The sequence below is a fragment of the Marinifilum sp. JC120 genome (assembly GCA_004923195.1).
In the GTDB taxonomy this organism is placed as follows: Bacteria; Desulfobacterota; Desulfovibrionia; order Desulfovibrionales; family Desulfovibrionaceae; genus Maridesulfovibrio.
Map to the genome: position 1 here is coordinate 13,175 of RDSB01000003.1, position 16,406 is coordinate 29,580.

Here is a 16,406-nt window from a genome sequence, read left to right on the forward strand (position 1 = left end):
TACCCTCCAGATATAAGGTTGCCCGGAAACACCGCATACCAGTGCTTCCGGGCAATCAAAAGTTAATTTTTATTTATTATCGCAGGCAGCCTTGATGAAATCCCTGAACAGCGGATGAGCATTCATGGGAGTAGACTTAAATTCCGGGTGGAACTGGCAGCCAAGGAACCACGGATGATCGGGAACTTCTACGATCTCAACCAGAGCTTCGTCCGGGGAAAGACCACTCAGAACTAGACCAGCTTCAACAAGCTGATCCGCGAATTTTTCTTTGTTGAATTCATAACGGTGACGATGGCGCTCCTGAATTTCAGTTTCGCCGTAAGCATCCATAGCTTTGGTGCCTTCAACAACCTTACATGGATACGCACCAAGACGCATGGTGCCGCCCTTGTCACTTTCTTCGCAACGGCTTTCAGTCTTCTTAGTACGGTAATCGTACCATTCTTTCATCAGGTAGATGACATTGTCAGAACCATTAGGATTGAACTCTTCAGAATTAGCATCCTTAAGCCCCAGAACGTTGCGGGCATATTCAATCACAGCACACTGCATACCGAGGCAGATTCCAAAGAAAGGAACCTTATTTTCACGGGCATACTGGATGGTAGTAATTTTGCCTTCAACACCACGGTTACCGAAACCGCCGGGAACGAGTACACCGTCAATGCCGGCCATCTTTTCCTTGACATTTTCAGAAGTAATCTCTTCAGAATTTATGTAACGCAGGTTAACCCTAACCTCGTTAGCAACACCGCCGTGGATAAGGGCTTCGTGCAATGACTTGTATGCTTCCTTGAGGTCCACATATTTACCGACAATGCCGATTGTGGTTTCACCCTTGGGATGCTCAAGAATATGATTAAGTTTTTTCCATGGCTCAAGATTGCAATTCTTGGCCGGAAGCTTGAGCAGAATGGCGATCTTCTGGTCCAGCCCTTCGTTATAAAAGCTGAGCGGAAGCTGGTAAATAGACTTAACATCAACAGCAGTGAAAACCGCGTCACGGTCAACGTCACAAAAAAGTGCAATCTTGCGTTTGATATCTTCATCCAGATCAACTTCACTACGACAGAGAATAATATCAGGATGAATACCAATTCCACGCAGTTCTTTAACAGAGTGCTGGGTAGGCTTGGTTTTTACTTCGCCCGCTGCGGCAAGATAAGGAACGAGGGTCAGGTGAATATAAAGCACATTCTCGCTGCCCAGTTCGGAGCGCAGCTGACGGATAGCTTCAAGAAAAGGAAGACCTTCAATATCACCAACAGTACCGCCGATCTCGATGAGGGCCACGTCCTCGCCGTTGGGAACATTTTTCACGGCGTTCTTGATCTCATCAGTAATGTGCGGAATAACCTGTACGGTGCCGCCGAGGTAATCGCCACGACGTTCTTTGGTGATTACGTTGTGATAAACACGACCGGAAGTCATGTTGTTTTTCTGGCTAAGCGGAACGCCAAGGTAACGTTCATAGTGACCGAGGTCGAGGTCGGTTTCCGCGCCGTCGTCAGTTACGTAAACTTCCCCGTGCTGAAAGGGGTTCATGGTACCGGGGTCAACATTGATATAAGGATCAAGCTTCTGAATGGTTGCGGTCATCCCTCTGGCTTTAAGAAGTGCCCCGATGGATGCTGCTGCAAGCCCTTTACCAAGTGAGGACAACACGCCCCCGGTGATGAATATAAATTTGGTTTTCATAACGCTCCTGTCCCGTGGCGGACAATTTATTTTAAATATCGCTGTTACATAAAACAAAATGGACAGCGAATAAAGTCAGTAAATAAGAAAAAACACAAAAAGAGACCCAACCCGTTAACAATCCCATATTCAGGCGTATCCCACTTAAAAAAAATGTGTTAGCGGTACGTCCTGAGGAATATAGACTGTTGACGGAAAGCTGACCCGCAATTATGTTCCTCTCTTCAAACACGCATTAGATAGTCTTGGAATATTTCTATTGTCAACATCTGGAGGACAAAAATATATGGCCCGCGTTAAAGTTTTGGTCATCACCGGTTACGGAACCAACTGTGAACACGAGTCTGCTCATGCCGCTAAAAAAGCGGGTGCAGACGAAGTTGACGTCACTTATTTTTCCGATCTCGCCGCAGGTAAAAAAACTCTTGAAGGTTATAATTACCTGATTTTCCCCGGCGGCTTTCTCGATGGCGATGACCTCGGAGCAGCACAGGCTGCCGCGCTCCGCTGGAAACACGCCCACACCACAGACGGAACCCCGCTTGTGGATCAGATCAAAAAATTCTTTGAAGACGGCGGCGTAATCCTCGGAATCTGTAACGGATTCCAGTTGCTGGTCAAACTCGGCCTGCTGCCCGCAGTGGGCGGTGAGTACTTCACCCGTCAGGTTTCGCTCAGCTACAACGATTCGGCAAAATACGAGGATCGCTGGGTACACCTCAAGGCCAACCCCGATTCCCCTTGCGTTTTCACCAAGGATATCGACACCCTGAACGTACCAGTACGTCATGGTGAAGGTAAAATCATCCCCGCCGATGATGCCATGCTGGAAAAAATCGTGGAGAACAACCTTCACGCAGTGCAGTACATTGATCCCGAATCCGGCGATGTAACACAGGAATACCCTGCCAACCCCAACGGTTCTCCGCTTGGTATTGCAGGATTGACCGATCCCACTGGCCGCATTCTCGGGCTCATGCCCCACCCCGAAGCATTCAACCACCCCACCAACCACCCCAAGTGGACTCGTGGCGACATACCTACCCTCGGGCTGGCGTTGCTCGAAGGTGGCGTGAAGTATATTAAATCTTTGTAAGTCACAATCACAACTAGAGGGGAGAGTTTCTAGCTCTCCCCTTTTTTTATCATGACAAATATTATCACCAGAGGCACCCCGCCCGCTCAGCCGCCGCAAGGTCAGACTTGGCGCTCCATGATGGACATTGCTATGCGCGAAGCCTTCAAAGCCCGTCAGCACGATGAAGTGCCCATTGGCGCGGCACTTTTTACGACAGAAGGCGAACTCATCGGAATCGGGAATAACACCCCCCTGACTAAAAACGACCCCACCGGACATGCAGAAGTCAACTGCATTCGCAACGCCTGCGAAAAGCTGAATAATTATCGATTGCCACGAGGAACCATTCTGGTGGTCACGTTAGAGCCCTGCATCATGTGCCTTGGTGCAATTATCCACGCGCGGGTAGGTGGCGTGGTATTCGGTGCAGCAGATCCTAAAGCCGGGGCTGTAGTATCCAATCTGGAAGGAACAGAACTCCCCTTCGCCAACCACAAATTCTGGACTATCGGCGGGGTTTGTGAAGATGAGTGTAAGGAAATTTTACAGAGTTTTTTTCTAAGTAAAAGAAAATGAAGGCTGACTTTATTCATAGCCAGCCTTCATAATCACTTAACTTCTTTTATTTCTTTTTCTTTTTGGTTTTGTTTTTCTTATCTTTTTTCTTATTGCTCTTCCGCTCCTCACGCTCGTTATCCCTTTCTTCCTTCAGCCTATCACGCTCTTCCGCAGCATCTTCTTTGCGCTTTTCTTTTTCTTCCTTTGATTCTTCCTTACGGGTTTCACGATCTTCCTCTCTTTCACTCTTCAAATTCTCCCGTTGATCTTTATCACGCTCGCGTTGAGCTTCCCGCTCTTCTTTTTTACGCTCCCGCTCAGCCTTGGCACTGTCCTGCTCATCTTTTTTGCGTCCCTTACCTTTTCCTTTCGCGGCCAAAGCAACACTACCAATAACCGGCACGCACACCATAACTGAAACAGCAGCAATACTTTTGAAGATACTGCGCCGAGTAAATCTTACCTTCATAATCATTCTCCCTTTGTCTATGTTTCAATCAGTCACAAAACATCTATTATTGAACATACGGCAAGGTAACCTAATCATTTGAGTTGGTATCAAAAAGCCCAATCTGGTTCCCTAAACGAACCTTAATTGCCCCGGATTTGTATTTACCCGGCTCGAAAATCAGAATCACCAGCGATCCGCCATAAAGGAAATGCCCAAGCTCATCGCCACGTTTAATTGCAACAGGGCCTTTGGCCTTGAGAAACTTATCCTCAAATATTACTGAACCAACAGTACTCAGCCCCACCGGCACCACCCCGACCAAACCGTATTTGCCGGTATCGATAATAAAGTAACCGCGCTGGTAGCTTTCAAATGCACCGAAACTGGCTCCGTAATATCCGACATTTCCGGTAGTAGGTACGAACTTCGGGAAATCTTCCATACCCAGCAAAGCACCATCAATGAGCCTAGTCTCAACAACTTTCCCGCCCACTGGCGCGTGATAGTGATGGTAGGTGTTAGGCATCAAAATACACGACATGGCAGTTCCGCCCACGAACCTTTCCCAGTACTTCGACCCGGCAAGCATTTTTTTGATATTCAAAACCTGCATCCCCTTAGTGGGGATTGTGGCGGACTCAGCAATAATCTTCGCCGGGATGGTATTCACAATGGCATCCGTGGGCGCGGAGATCACATAATCCCGCTCCGGCATTGTCTGCGGGCGTACTTTATTTATATCCTTAAATTTCCGTGAGAAAAATTCATTGTAAGATTTGAATCCACCATCAACAGCCTTCGGGTCAGGCAAAACATACTCTTCTTTTTCAATACGAGGATCAGCCAGCCACTGGGCCACATATTTTGTTGACCCCTTACTGTTCAAAAAATCCCCGCGCTCCTTTGCGAAGTTATCAAAAATCATAATACCCGGATGAGTCTGGAATGCGGCTCTTCCGAACGGATTTTTGTAAGCAAAGAGATCCATCTGTTCGATATATAAAAGCCCGTTATCCGAACTCCCCTTGGCTTCAGGCAGAAACGAGCACCAATCAATAAAGAAAGGAACCATATCCGCAAACGATTTACCCTGCCACGGATTCCCCCCGGCGCGATAACCTTTCGGGGCAGGCTGCATGTTCTGAAAAGCTTCATCAATGAGCAGTTTGAAAACCTGATCCCCTTCATAAGATTCCACCAACTCTGAAATTGACTCCTTGCAAGGGCAATCATCCGGAATGTTGTAGTCTGCACCGAAGCTAACATATGGGAAACAAAGAAGAACCAGACAGCTTAAAATCAAAGACACACTTTTTTTGCTCATTACCGCCCCCTCATGCAAATTATAAATTAACCGGGCCATACAGAGAACACACAGAGTACAAACTCAAGCATACTACAAATTGAGCTGCCCTGAAATCATAAAACATCTTTGAGATCGCTCTCCGCATCTATCCAATATTTAATATATATTTTGAATATCCCTAAAGATGCACGCCCATTTCAGCTTGCTAATCCCCACAAGAAAGTATATTAATTTTGCCTTCCAAGGCCGGATCGCCGGAATCGGCCTTGCTTATAAAAGCGGAAAGGTAGCGAAGTCCGGCCGTAACGCGCCCGACTCGAAATCGGGTTATGGGTCAAACCATACGTGGGTTCGAATCCCACCCTTTCCGCCAGCTAATAAATAAAGGGTTCAGGAAATTTTCCTGAACCCTTTTTCATTGCCGCATTTCATCAAATATTTATTTCTAGACAACCTCAAGCATAAATACCGCGAGCTATGCCTTTTTCTTGTTCCACCAGGTCATGGCACATTGCACTTCTCTCCGCATGACCGGAGTTTCCGTAGTCGTATCAAGTAATTCCAATAGTTTTTCGCGGATAATTTCCCGATGCTTTGCGCCTGATGCATACAAGGAATCTTCCCAGCATTGCACGGCATCATCCAAGCATGAATAGCGGGTTACATGCTGCAACGGAAAGATTTTTACGAAAGGATGTATATTCATGGAATTCAGGATATTCAAAAGAATAGTATGATCCGGTCCGGCTGAATATTTTTCCCCGAAAAGTGCGGGCCAAAACTTGTCGTAGCCGAAACACTCCCGCTCTGCGAACCAAAAAATACACACTGTATCCAAGGCCGTTTCATGCATGGCGGCAAGAGCTTCGCTCATGTCTTCCATGATCAGTGAATAGGAAGAAAGCACAAGATCGTGGGGAACAATATCTCCATCCCTCACCGCCTGTTCCCACCCTTTCGGGATGGTGGTTATATTATTCACCCCTTCGCGCAGTGCGAATTGCTCAAGATTTTCAAGCATGGACTGCGCCGGGTCCAAGGCGGTGACACTCCCGGACTGCTTTGCCAGTGGCACGGCCAGGTTTCCAGGCCCACAGCCTATGTCTAGAACTGTTCTCGTACTGTCGAGACCAATATGTTCCATAATGGCCCGAACTCTCCCCAAAGCTCCGTTATCCATGGCACTGAAACGATCCGCACACTTGTTCCAATATGCAGGTCTGCTTGATCTGCGCATGGCTATGGATGAATTCTCATAAAGACGCTTCCATTCTTCGCTCCAGTCTATACCAGCTTCGGTCAGTTCCATTATTTCACCCCTTATTCAGCACTATCAATCTACACAAACCCACCAACTTCGAATACGAATCTTATTTTAGTGCCACTAAATAGATAAAACAAGAAAGTCAATAAAGATGAATCGAAACTGGCACCTTTCAAAACTGAAGCCATTCTTTTGCTATCGAAAAACATGGTCGACTTACTCTTCGCCTTGAGATAAACCGGGCAGCAACAGGAGAGCCAATGCTGATCGAAATTTCAAAAGACCTGACCATTACTGACGCCCCCGAAGAACTCATAGATGAGATCAAGGAAGCCCTGACCTTGATGAACCCAGACTACCTCAACGCCATTAAATACCGGGGTCGAGTCGGGAAACGTATTCCCAAATTTATCAAGATGTGGTCCGGTGACCGCAAGAAAAGACTGCATTGCCCGCGCGGATTCGGCATTGAGCTTCATCAGATCGCCAAGGCCGCTGGCGTGGAACCGACATATGAAGATAAAAGACTGGAACTTGATCCCGTGGATTTTTCATTTAAGGGCGAACTTCGGCCGTACCAACAGGAAGCTCTGGAATCCTTTTCCAATCAGACACAAGGGCTACTGGAAGCGGGCACAGGGGCAGGTAAAACCGTCATGGCTCTGGCCCTGATTGCCCAGCGCAAGCAGCCCTGCCTGATCATCGTGCATACCAAAGAACTTCTGCTGCAATGGATTGATCGCATCAATCAGTTTCTGGGGGTTGAAGCCGGACAGATTGGTGGCGGCAAATTCAAGATCAAACCGCTGACAGTGGCGACCATTCAGACTGCCCGTAACCGTTTGGATGACCTGAAAAAAACATTCGGGCATATCATAGTTGATGAGTGCCATCGCACCCCGGCCAGTACTTTTCAGAAAGTAGTCAAAAATTTCGACGCAAAATACCTGACCGGACTATCCGCAACGCCTTACCGCGCGGACGGTCTGGATAAGATGATCAACATGACCCTCGGCCCTGTGGTTCACCGGGTAAATCCTGACCTGCTGCGCAATACCGGGGCGATTCTCAAACCGGAAATTTTCACCGTGGAAACTGCATTCAAATTTGCCGGCAATGCGTCTGAGGAATATCCGCTCATGATGACTGCCATTGCTGAGGATTATCCGCGCAACAAAATTATTGCTTCCTGTGTAAAAAAAGAACTTAAGCAGAATCCCGGAACCATGCTTATGGTAGCCGACCGCACAGCCCATCTCGACGCGCTCTCTGATCTTTTATTCGATCAAGGCGTGGAAGTGGCAGTGCTGACCGGAAAAACTCCCACAGGCGAACGTGAAGAAATCATATCAGACCTAAACGCTGGCAAAATCAAAGTGCTGGCAAGTACCGCATCGCTGATTGGTGAAGGATTCGATTGTTCAGGACTTTCTACTCTTTTCCTCTGCTCCCCCATCAAATCCAAAGGCAGACTAGTCCAGATCATCGGCAGAATTCTGCGCCCCAAAGATGGTAAACGCCCACGCCTATATGACTTTGTAGATCTTGAAGTAGGTGTCTTGAAGCACAGCGCGGGACTTAGGCAGAAAATTTATGAGGAAATTGCTTAAACAACCTACCATCACCTAACTATTCCGCACCGCTTCCCGAGGCGTAAATCCGAAATGACGCTTGAATTCGCGGCTGAACTGCGAGGGACTTTCGTAGCCCACCAGATGCGCGGCCGAGCTGGCTTGCTCACCTTGGACCACCATAAACTGGCGGGCCTTTTCCAGCCGAATACGCTTTAAATACTGCACCGGGGTAAGCGCGGTTACGGCTTTGAAATGGTTATAGAATGAACGCACCGACATGTTCGCATCAGCCGCCAGCTTATCAATATCGATCCCGCTATTGTAGTTGTCATGGATAAAACGCAGGGACTTGGCTATCAGGGCGTAATCAGATTCTCCAAAAGCTGCAGATGCCAGCAGGTGTCCATTCTCACCCATGAGGATATGGTAATAAATTTCACGGATTATCTGCCTGCCAAAAATATTGGCTTCCTTGCGGGATTTCAAGGCCTGCAACAAACGGATTGTCGGTTCGATGATATCATCATTCAGGGGTTCGAAATAGATTCCTGATGATGCGGAAACTTTGCCGAGAGCTTGCTTATCATATTGATTTATGGACTCCACCAGCTCCTGAATCATCTCAAAATCAAGGGAAACCGTGATGCTGAGTAGTGAATTATCAATCTCGGGAACTACTTCAATATCGAGCGGCACAATGGCGGGCACCACCAAGAATTCATCCTCACCGTATGTGAAGGTGGAATCAGTCAGATGGCAATGTTTATGGCCCTGCACGGCAATGCAAAAGCACTGCTCATAAATCAGCGGAACCTTGGGCTTGTGCTCTGAAACCCGGAACAGGGTCACTTCATCCAGAAATGTTTCATTAATCCCTTCGCTCACGGCTCCGTCGTCAAGGGCCTCTTTTAATCTATCCAACGAACTCATATCCTGAAAAATCATCTTTTTACTCCTTAAGCAGCGACATATTGTGCTATCTTGCTTATCATCGTACAAAAATGATTCTACTGAAATATGCTCTTCTTGCAAAATAAGGCAAACAGTTTGCAAAAATGGGTATTCATTACAAACTCTGCTAAGGGCATAAGATAGACAAAACATCACTACAAAACAGGAGCTAGCATGCTTAATTTTACTTTCTACAATCCGACAAAAATTGTTTTTGGCGAGAATCAGCTTCAGGAATTGGATAATCTTGTCCCTAAAAATGCCACGGTCCTTATCACCTACGGTGGCGGCAGTGCCAAGAAAACCGGACTACTTGACCGCATCAATGCCGAGCTGGCCAAAAGCGGACGCAAGGTGCTTGAATTCGGCGGAATCCCGGCAAACCCGAGATTTGAAGTACTCATGGATGCCATTAAAATTGTTCGCGACGAAAATATTGATTTCATCCTTGCTGTTGGCGGCGGGTCCGTTATTGACGGCACCAAATTCATAGCACTGACTTCTCCGGCAAAAGAATATGAGGGCCGTGAACGGGAATTGATGCATTTCGGCTTCACTCCCGTTCCTGTTGATTCCGCTATTCCCTTCGGAACCGTGCTGACCCTTCCGGCAACCGGATCTGAGATGAACAACGGCGCGGTAATCAGTGACGGTGAAGACAAACTTCCGGTTTTCTCCACCCACACATTCCCGCAATTCTCCATTCTCGATCCAAAGATCACTTTCACATTGCCCAAAACTCAGGTGACAAACGGCGTTGTTGATACTTTTATCCATACTATCGAGCAGTATCTGACCTACCCAGCAGAAGGCCGCTTTCAGGACCGTACCGCTGAAGGAATTTTACAGACTCTTATCGAAATCGGAGAAACAACCGTTAATGATCCTGATAACTACGATGCCCGAGCCAACCTTGTCTGGTGCTCAACCATGGCCCTCAATGGCCTAATAGGCGCAGGAGTCCCGCAGGACTGGGCAACCCACATGATAGGTCATGAACTGACCGCCCTCACAGGTCTTGATCACGCTAAGACACTGGCAGTCATCCAGCTTGCCAACTGGAAAGTCCGCCGTGCGGAAAAACGAGAAAAACTCATCCAGTACGCCAAGCGGGTCTGGGATATCCGTGAAGGTGATGATGAAGCGCGCATTGATCAGGCCATCGCCAAAACTGAAGCATTCTTCAACAGCATCGGCATGGCAACCAAGCTTTCAGCCTACGAAATCGGTCCCGAGATCGTCGACAAAGTCGTTGCCAACCTCGAAAAACACGGCATGACCCAGCTTTCCGAACGCGGAGACGTAACCTTGGACGTATCAAGGAAAATGCTCGAAGCAGCACTCTAAAAAAACAAGGGCCGTAACACCAAAGTGCTACGGCCCTTTATATTTTCAATTTATAAACTATAAAACCTACATCTCAACCCTGAAAGGCCAAGCCATAATGCCGCCTTCCATGACTTTTACGTTGGTCCAACCAGCCGCTTCAAGCACCCGCTGAGCCTCATAACCGCGCATGGAGATCTTGCAGAAGGTGATGATTTCCGCATCCTTGTCCTCCGGCAATTGATCAAGGGAATTGCGCAGCTTGCCGAGAGGAATTAAAGTTTCACCCACGTTCAGGCGCATTTCCTCAAACTCATTGGGCGCACGAACATCTAGAATAAATGGCTTTTCACCTACATCCAACTTTTCCTTAACCTCGGCATTACTGACCCCGGTCATCTGCCCGGCAATTTTGTTATCAAGGATGTGCGCGGTGGTGATGAAATGATCAATTGCCAGAGAAAACGGCGGCGCGTACGGCAGATCTGACCGATCTCGTAAATTGTGTTGCCGTTCATAACGGCCATGGCGGCCTCGGCTAACTGGCGGTTAACCTCACCGGGACCTACGCACTGGAAACCAAGTATGCGTCCGGTATTTGCATCAGCAACCATCTTGGAAACCAGCAGCTTGGCGCCCATGAAACCGGGTTTGTCCGGGCTGGCATTGGTGGCGGTAACGACATCATACCCTTCAGCCTTGGCTCGCTGCTCAGAAAGCCCGGTAGCTCCGGCACTAAGATCAAAAACCTTGCAGATGCCGCTGTTGACTGTGCCCGGAAACTTGTGCTTATCACCACGAGCAATATTATCCGCCACAACACGGGCTTCAAGATTGGCAAGGTCACCATAAGGTGCGAAAGTTATTTTGCCGGTAATGCGATGAGATATCTCAACGCAATCTCCGGCGGCATAGATATCAGGATCGGAACTGCGCATGAATTCATCAACCGCAATACCGCCGAAACCGCCTATTTCAAGGCCTGCGTCGCTGGCAAGCTTTGCATTAGGAACAACACCAATGGCAACAACTGCCAGTTCACAGGGAACCACGGAACCATCATTAAGTTTGACTCCGGTCAATTTACCGTTTTCGCCCAGAAATTCTGCCACACCATTATCGGTGTGCACGGTAACACCCTTGGAAGCAACGTGCTTTTCCACCAGCTTAGCGACTTCCCAGTCGAGGAACATAAGCAATTGGGAGAGCATTTCCACCACATTCACGTTCATACCGGATTCGGAAAGAGCCTCGCAAACCTCGATCCCGATCAGCCCGCCGCCGACTATGACAGCATCCTTGACCTCACCTGAATCAACCAGTTCACGCAGCTTATCTGCATCGCGCATTTCAGAAAGGGAACGCACGCCTTCAAGCTCAATACCCGGAATGGGAGGACGGCGCGGAGTAGCTCCAGTGCAAATGACCAGCTTGTCGTAGTCAACAGAGGAAGACTCCCCGGTAATAACATTCGTGCAGGCTACTGTTTTATTCTGGCGGGCGATGGCGGTAACTTCAGTATTGACCTTTGCATTCACGCCCTTGGCAGCGGCAAAGAAACCTTCATTGCGCACCACCCCGGTGGGAGTGGCAAGAAGCGCGTTACGCTCATCAAAATTCCCGCCAATGTAAAATGTAATATGGATAACCGCAGGAAGCCATGGACAACTCCGCAGCCTTCTGCAACAGAGTCACCTCTGCCCCGGCATCAAGGCGTTTTGAACAGGCTGCGGCTTTAGGTCCGGCAGCCGAACCGCCGATCACAATAATTTTTCTGGCACTCATCTGTATCTCCTTTCACTTTCAACATTGATTCAATCATAAGTCGTTTTGAAAGGAGCCTACTCTTCCACAAACATAACGCATTGATCCAGATCAACGGAAACTATTTTCTCAGGAAAAACAATCTCGTTGAACAATAATTAAGCCCGCATAATCAATACCGAACAAAAGCTCCGGGCTCTATTTCTAATAGACGAATCCCCACCCGTATCGTATAGTTTAATTAAATTATTTACACTTAAAGGTACTCAGTGAATTCCAAAAAGCCTACATACAAAGAACTTGAACAGCGAATAGTTGAACTTGAAAGTCGCGAACAAATAAGAGCCTGTCAGGACACGGCTCATGCCCTTTTGGATGCGACTACCGAATCTGTCTTCCTTCTTGATCAGCAAGGCGTTTTCATCACAGCCAATAAAGTTACAGCCGATCGGCTGGGAACAACTGTTGAAAAGCTAATCGGTAAATCTTTCACAGAACTCCTTCCCCCGGAACAGGCTGAATCAAGAATGAAAATTCTTACAGAAGTAGTCAAAAATAAAAAACCGGTCCAACTTCAGGATAAGAGAGAAGGCCGTATAATAGACTGTAGCGTGGTTCCTATCCTTAACAAGCAAGGAGAAGTCTATAGAATTGCAATTTTTGGACGGGATGTAACCCGTGAAAAAGCCTATGAAAACGAATTGCTACAAAATAAACACTACATGGATGTGCTTTTTAACTCCACTCTAAACGGAGTTATTGTTGTTGATGCCGAGAACCATAAAATAGTCGATGCCAACAACACTGCCCTTAAAATGATTGGTCGCGATAAAAAAAGTGTAGTCGGCAGGGAATGCCACAATTTTGTCTGCCCGGCGGAAAAAGGGAAATGCCCCATTGCTGATCTTGGCCAAAAAGTAGATATGTCTGAACGGACCTTGATCACAGCCAACTCAGGCGAACAGCCTATACTCAAGACAGTTAAAACTTTAAAAATTGGCGAAAAGCCCTATTACATTGAAAGCTTCATCGACATCACCGACCTGAAAGAAGCCGAACAGGCAAGAGAAAAACTCATTGAGGAACTGTCCGATGCACTTGAAAAGGTGAAAACCCTCAGCGGACTTATGCCCATCTGCGCAAAATGTAAGAAGATCCGCGACGACAAAGGCTATTGGAACAACCTTGAGTCATACATAGAAAAATACTCCGAAGCATCATTCAGCCACGGACTCTGCCCCGAATGCTCAGATGAAATGTATGGAGATCAGCAATGGTATATAAAAGGCCGAAAAAAGAGAAAAAGAGAAGACAAACCCTAAATTTTCGCAAAACAAAAAAACGGACACAAGCCATAAGGCCTGTGTCCGTTTATCTTTTGGATTAGTTTAAAGATACCTAGTTAGGCAGCTTGCGATGCATTTTTGCCGGAGCCGGGTCAGCGATGTCACCATAGGTCTCGCGGCCTTCATGCCCTTCGGGCAGATGTTCGGTTACAGGCATGCCTTCCTCATTAACAAAAAGCATACAATGACAGTATTTATAGTCCTTCATATCCGAACAAGGACAGAGCCATTCACGATCCGCAACCGCTTGCTGCTTGTCCGGGTAGAATCGGCAGGGACAGAGAGGACGCTTGAGCTGGTCAAGATGCATGGCAAGACCAGTGGTCACGGCCTCCGAAACATCCTTCATGGGATGGAGATTAAGTCCGGTACGCTCGCAATATTTCTCCACATAATTGGAGACCAATTTTTCACTTTTTTCAGTAGGCTGAGACAATGCTATCACCTTATTTCTTAATATTTATTACACAAATTGCGCATGTGAAATGCAGCTACATCCCGTAATGCGCAAACAGTGATTTATTAACATTCATCACACTATAATGAAAGTGATTAATTGCGGTATAAAATCTACAATATCTTCTTCTAATTACGGACTCATCAACAATGGCAGCAACTCACTCGCTCTGCTGAGTTCCACGTATTCCCTACCGCAAAGATCATCCTGACAAACAACCTCATGCACCCAGGTGGTATGAAACGGGATATGCACGGCACTCCCCCCGATGCTCAGCACAGGAAGAATATCTGATTTTACGGAATTGCCGACCATGAGAAATTCATCATGCCGGATACCATGCTTATGGAGAATTCGTTCATATGCTGCTTCGTCTTTTTCGGGCAGAATCTCAATTTGATTAAAGTATTCGGTCATGCCGGACAGCTGAACTTTGCGCTGCTGTTCAGTAACGTCGCCCTTGGTGATCATGAGCAACTCATAATTTCCGGTTAAAGAACGCAACACCGCTTCAATCCCTTTGATCGGCTCAACGGGATTTGTTAGCATTGCCCTGCCTAACTCAATAATCCGCTCAATCTCGGAACTTTTAATTTGATCATATGCCACAGCATTAGCTGCCTCTATCAATGAAATGACAAAACATTTAACACCATAGCCAAAAACAGCTGTATTACGCCCCTGTGTCTTTTCTAAAATTTCAATATATTCTGAAGCAGGGACATACCCGGCCATCATTTCCGCAACTTCAGCTTTGACCCGGGCAAAAAAAGGCTCATTGATCCAAAGGGTATCATCAGCATCGAAGCCCACAGCCTTCACTTTTCCATGAAACATTCTTTTCTCCTTGCAAAGAGAAGTAAGTACTGACCTGCTGCAAGTCAAATCCGGCACAGAAAAAAGCACGGATCATATTGAACCGTGCCTTACTAGCGTATGATTAAAAACCAAACTAAATGGTCAACGAAAGGTCTATGGCGTCAGCCGGACAGACCTGCATACAGCTCCCACACTCATCACAGCGAGAGCCGTCAACCCGATAAACTTCACCCGGAACAATGGCCTTGAAGGTACAGACCTCACGACACTCAACACAGGCTATACATTTATCAGGATCAATACGCACCCCGGCTTCATTGTATTCCTCACCACCGAAAGCAAAACGGGTACGCAGCAACTTATGATCGCGGTGCTCCATTTCAAAGTCGAAATCGAAGATTTCACCCTTGCCTTTATGGACACAGAAAAGACGGATTGCAGGATACCGTTCATGATCTTCCAGTACATACTGATGAATGGGATTTCCGGCTTCAGCCTTTTCCCGTAGTTCATCCATGAAGACTTCACGAGCTTCCCCAGTAATTCTCAAGGTGTACCCCGGAGGGAAATACGGCTGACCGTCCTTGTTCTTCCCTTCCTTGCGACTGGTGGGATAAATACCGCACATGGCAACCTGCGGATTGGCTTTAAGCTGGCGGTAAAAGGGCTTTACATCCATGGTCAAAAAATAAAGTCCTTCATCATCTCCGCCACAAATACTTACTATGCGACTATACATGGAGCCATTGTCCAAAGTAGTAATCGAAAGGCAGCCTATTTTCTCAATTGCTCTAGTTATTTCCTGTAAAGTCATAATTATTATCCTCTTGGTAAATTACTTGCGAAGAAAATACCCCATGACTTTAACAGGAAAAAGACAATATTATATTAATTGCTGGTACTTTCCTCTTACGTGTTCACGGAAAACTGACGGAGTAAATCCAGTCTCACGCTTAAAAAATCTTCCGAAATACGAAGGGTCCTCAAATTTAAGTTCATAACAGATCTCGGAAACATTCATGTCGGAATTAGCCAGCATACGTTTGGCAGTAGCAACAAGCTCATTACGCACAATCTGCCCCGGAGTCATACTGGTAACTTCTTTAATGACCGCGCTAAGCCTGCTTACGCTGACATTCATCATTTCAGCATAATCCTGAACCCGCAGCTGGGGATTGTGATCAGTGGAAACAAGTTGTTTGAATTCCCGCACAATGCGATTTTCGAACCTTGCTCCGGGCCGTTGCAAACGATCCGCAAACATCCGTTGCAGACTGACCATCAAAATATGGAAATAAGAACGAAGCACGGTTTCAAACCCCGGCTTTCTGGCACTGAATTCCTTACAGAGCTGAGACATCACCCCGGACAATTCACTTTTCTGCTCAGTGGAAAGCATGAACATAGGCGAATTGACTACACTATTAAAAAACTCAAGCTCAAAAGCATTATAAATCGGTGCTTCAGGTGATTTTAAAAATTCATCAGTGAAAACCATAACGAATCCGTCAACCACAACTTCTGGATTCCATAAATGCAACTGTCCCGGAGAAACAAAATACAATGAACCGGGAATAATATCGTAGGTCTCAAAATCTATGACACAACTTCCCCTTCCAGAAGAAACATAATGAACAACATAAAAATCGTGCAAGTGCGGTTTCTGAACATCGCTGATGGGACATCCAGATCCCTCGGTAAAGGGGTATATCTTAAAATTTGACTCAATGCTGAGCAATTCATCAGCCTTATGAAGGGGATAATTTTCTTTCATGACTGCTGAATATCACCCCCCTCAACAACTCATCAAG

General features: G+C 46.8%; 14 protein-coding genes, 1 tRNA gene and 1 pseudogene. 6 read left to right on the forward strand and 10 right to left on the reverse strand.

Annotated features, from left to right (window positions below):
* Positions 1–69 precede the first annotated feature (69 nt).
* Positions 70–1,701, reverse strand: a complete 1,632-nt coding sequence (locus D0S45_04175) for a CTP synthase (protein ID TIH18423.1) — start codon at positions 1,699–1,701, stop codon at positions 70–72.
* Positions 1,702–1,987: 286 nt separating this feature from the next.
* Between D0S45_04175 and D0S45_04180 the strand changes: the two genes are divergently transcribed.
* Positions 1,988–2,797 (forward strand): phosphoribosylformylglycinamidine synthase subunit PurQ, encoded by an 810-nt coding sequence (locus tag D0S45_04180; GenBank protein ID TIH18424.1) that lies wholly within the window; start codon positions 1,988–1,990, stop codon positions 2,795–2,797.
* Between the two features lie 51 nt (positions 2,798–2,848).
* Positions 2,849–3,355 carry a nucleoside deaminase gene (locus tag D0S45_04185; GenBank protein TIH18425.1) on the forward strand — a complete coding sequence of 169 codons (507 nt, stop codon included), beginning with the start codon at positions 2,849–2,851 and terminating at the stop codon, positions 3,353–3,355.
* A 46-nt stretch (positions 3,356–3,401) separates the two neighbouring features.
* Here the strand turns inward: D0S45_04185 and D0S45_04190 are convergent, their stop codons facing one another.
* Positions 3,402–3,806: a hypothetical protein gene (locus D0S45_04190; GenBank protein ID TIH18426.1), complete on the reverse strand. Its 405-nt coding sequence runs from the start codon at positions 3,804–3,806 to the stop codon at positions 3,402–3,404.
* A gap of 70 nt (positions 3,807–3,876) precedes the next feature.
* Complete coding sequence (locus D0S45_04195) at positions 3,877–5,112, reverse strand: phosphatidylserine decarboxylase (protein ID TIH18427.1); 1,236 nt, start codon at positions 5,110–5,112, stop codon at positions 3,877–3,879.
* Positions 5,113–5,374: 262 nt separating this feature from the next.
* Here D0S45_04195 and D0S45_04200 point away from each other — a divergent pair.
* Positions 5,375–5,467 (forward strand) — tRNA-Ser (locus D0S45_04200).
* A 102-nt stretch (positions 5,468–5,569) separates the two neighbouring features.
* On the opposite strand, the gene D0S45_04205 is transcribed toward D0S45_04200, so the two are convergent.
* Complete coding sequence (locus tag D0S45_04205) at positions 5,570–6,403, reverse strand: class I SAM-dependent methyltransferase (protein ID TIH18428.1); 834 nt, start codon at positions 6,401–6,403, stop codon at positions 5,570–5,572.
* 215 nt (positions 6,404–6,618) lie between these two features.
* On the opposite strand from D0S45_04205, the gene D0S45_04210 reads away from it, so the two are divergent.
* Complete coding sequence (locus D0S45_04210; GenBank protein TIH18429.1) at positions 6,619–7,968, forward strand: DEAD/DEAH box helicase; 1,350 nt, start codon at positions 6,619–6,621, stop codon at positions 7,966–7,968.
* Between the two features lie 15 nt (positions 7,969–7,983).
* On the opposite strand, the gene D0S45_04215 is transcribed toward D0S45_04210, so the two are convergent.
* Positions 7,984–9,036, reverse strand: coding sequence for an AraC family transcriptional regulator (locus tag D0S45_04215; protein ID TIH18430.1), 1,053 nt, complete (start codon positions 9,034–9,036; stop codon positions 7,984–7,986).
* A 21-nt stretch (positions 9,037–9,057) separates the two neighbouring features.
* On the opposite strand from D0S45_04215, the gene D0S45_04220 reads away from it, so the two are divergent.
* Positions 9,058–10,230, forward strand: coding sequence for an iron-containing alcohol dehydrogenase (locus D0S45_04220; GenBank protein TIH18431.1), 1,173 nt, complete (start codon positions 9,058–9,060; stop codon positions 10,228–10,230).
* A 66-nt stretch (positions 10,231–10,296) separates the two neighbouring features.
* Here the strand turns inward: D0S45_04220 and D0S45_04225 are convergent.
* Positions 10,297–11,994 (reverse strand): annotated as a pseudogene (locus D0S45_04225) (pyridine nucleotide-disulfide oxidoreductase).
* 248 nt (positions 11,995–12,242) lie between these two features.
* Here D0S45_04225 and D0S45_04230 point away from each other — a divergent pair.
* Positions 12,243–13,295: a PAS domain-containing protein gene (locus D0S45_04230; protein ID TIH18432.1), complete on the forward strand. Its 1,053-nt coding sequence runs from the start codon at positions 12,243–12,245 to the stop codon at positions 13,293–13,295.
* A 76-nt stretch (positions 13,296–13,371) separates the two neighbouring features.
* Here the strand turns inward: D0S45_04230 and D0S45_04235 are convergent, their stop codons facing one another.
* From D0S45_04235 to D0S45_04250, 4 genes are all read right to left on the reverse strand, one after another.
* The gene (locus D0S45_04235) at positions 13,372–13,755 is read right to left on the reverse strand and encodes a ferredoxin:thioredoxin reductase (protein TIH18433.1); all 384 of its coding nucleotides are present in this window, start codon (positions 13,753–13,755) and stop codon (positions 13,372–13,374) included.
* 153 nt (positions 13,756–13,908) lie between these two features.
* Positions 13,909–14,613 carry an HAD family hydrolase gene (locus tag D0S45_04240; GenBank protein ID TIH18434.1) on the reverse strand — a complete coding sequence of 235 codons (705 nt, stop codon included), beginning with the start codon at positions 14,611–14,613 and terminating at the stop codon, positions 13,909–13,911.
* Positions 14,614–14,728: 115 nt separating this feature from the next.
* On the reverse strand, positions 14,729–15,409 hold the full coding sequence (locus D0S45_04245) for a 4Fe-4S dicluster domain-containing protein (GenBank protein TIH18435.1): 681 nt from the start codon (positions 15,407–15,409) through the stop codon (positions 14,729–14,731).
* A gap of 69 nt (positions 15,410–15,478) precedes the next feature.
* Positions 15,479–16,369, reverse strand: coding sequence for a helix-turn-helix domain-containing protein (locus tag D0S45_04250; GenBank protein ID TIH18436.1), 891 nt, complete (start codon positions 16,367–16,369; stop codon positions 15,479–15,481).
* Between the last annotated feature and the right edge of the window lie 37 nt (positions 16,370–16,406).

Excerpts from the sequence above, each read along its gene's own strand:
- D0S45_04240 (TIH18434.1), bottom strand. The coding sequence starts at position 14,613 with ATGTTTCATGGAAAAGTGAAGGCTGTGGGCTTCGATGCTGATGATACC.
- D0S45_04210 (TIH18429.1), top strand. The coding sequence starts at position 6,619 with ATGCTGATCGAAATTTCAAAAGACCTGACCATTACTGACGCCCCCGAA.
- D0S45_04245 (TIH18435.1), bottom strand. The coding sequence starts at position 15,409 with ATGACTTTACAGGAAATAACTAGAGCAATTGAGAAAATAGGCTGCCTT.
- D0S45_04250 (TIH18436.1), bottom strand. The coding sequence starts at position 16,369 with ATGAAAGAAAATTATCCCCTTCATAAGGCTGATGAATTGCTCAGCATT.
- D0S45_04175 (TIH18423.1), bottom strand. The coding sequence starts at position 1,701 with ATGAAAACCAAATTTATATTCATCACCGGGGGCGTGTTGTCCTCACTT.
- D0S45_04215 (TIH18430.1), bottom strand. The coding sequence starts at position 9,036 with ATGTTTTGTCTATCTTATGCCCTTAGCAGAGTTTGTAATGAATACCCA.
- D0S45_04190 (TIH18426.1), bottom strand. The coding sequence starts at position 3,806 with ATGAAGGTAAGATTTACTCGGCGCAGTATCTTCAAAAGTATTGCTGCT.
- D0S45_04185 (TIH18425.1), top strand. The coding sequence starts at position 2,849 with ATGACAAATATTATCACCAGAGGCACCCCGCCCGCTCAGCCGCCGCAA.
- D0S45_04220 (TIH18431.1), top strand. The coding sequence starts at position 9,058 with ATGCTTAATTTTACTTTCTACAATCCGACAAAAATTGTTTTTGGCGAG.
- D0S45_04205 (TIH18428.1), bottom strand. The coding sequence starts at position 6,403 with ATGGAACTGACCGAAGCTGGTATAGACTGGAGCGAAGAATGGAAGCGT.
- D0S45_04195 (TIH18427.1), bottom strand. The coding sequence starts at position 5,112 with ATGAGCAAAAAAAGTGTGTCTTTGATTTTAAGCTGTCTGGTTCTTCTT.
- D0S45_04180 (TIH18424.1), top strand. The coding sequence starts at position 1,988 with ATGGCCCGCGTTAAAGTTTTGGTCATCACCGGTTACGGAACCAACTGT.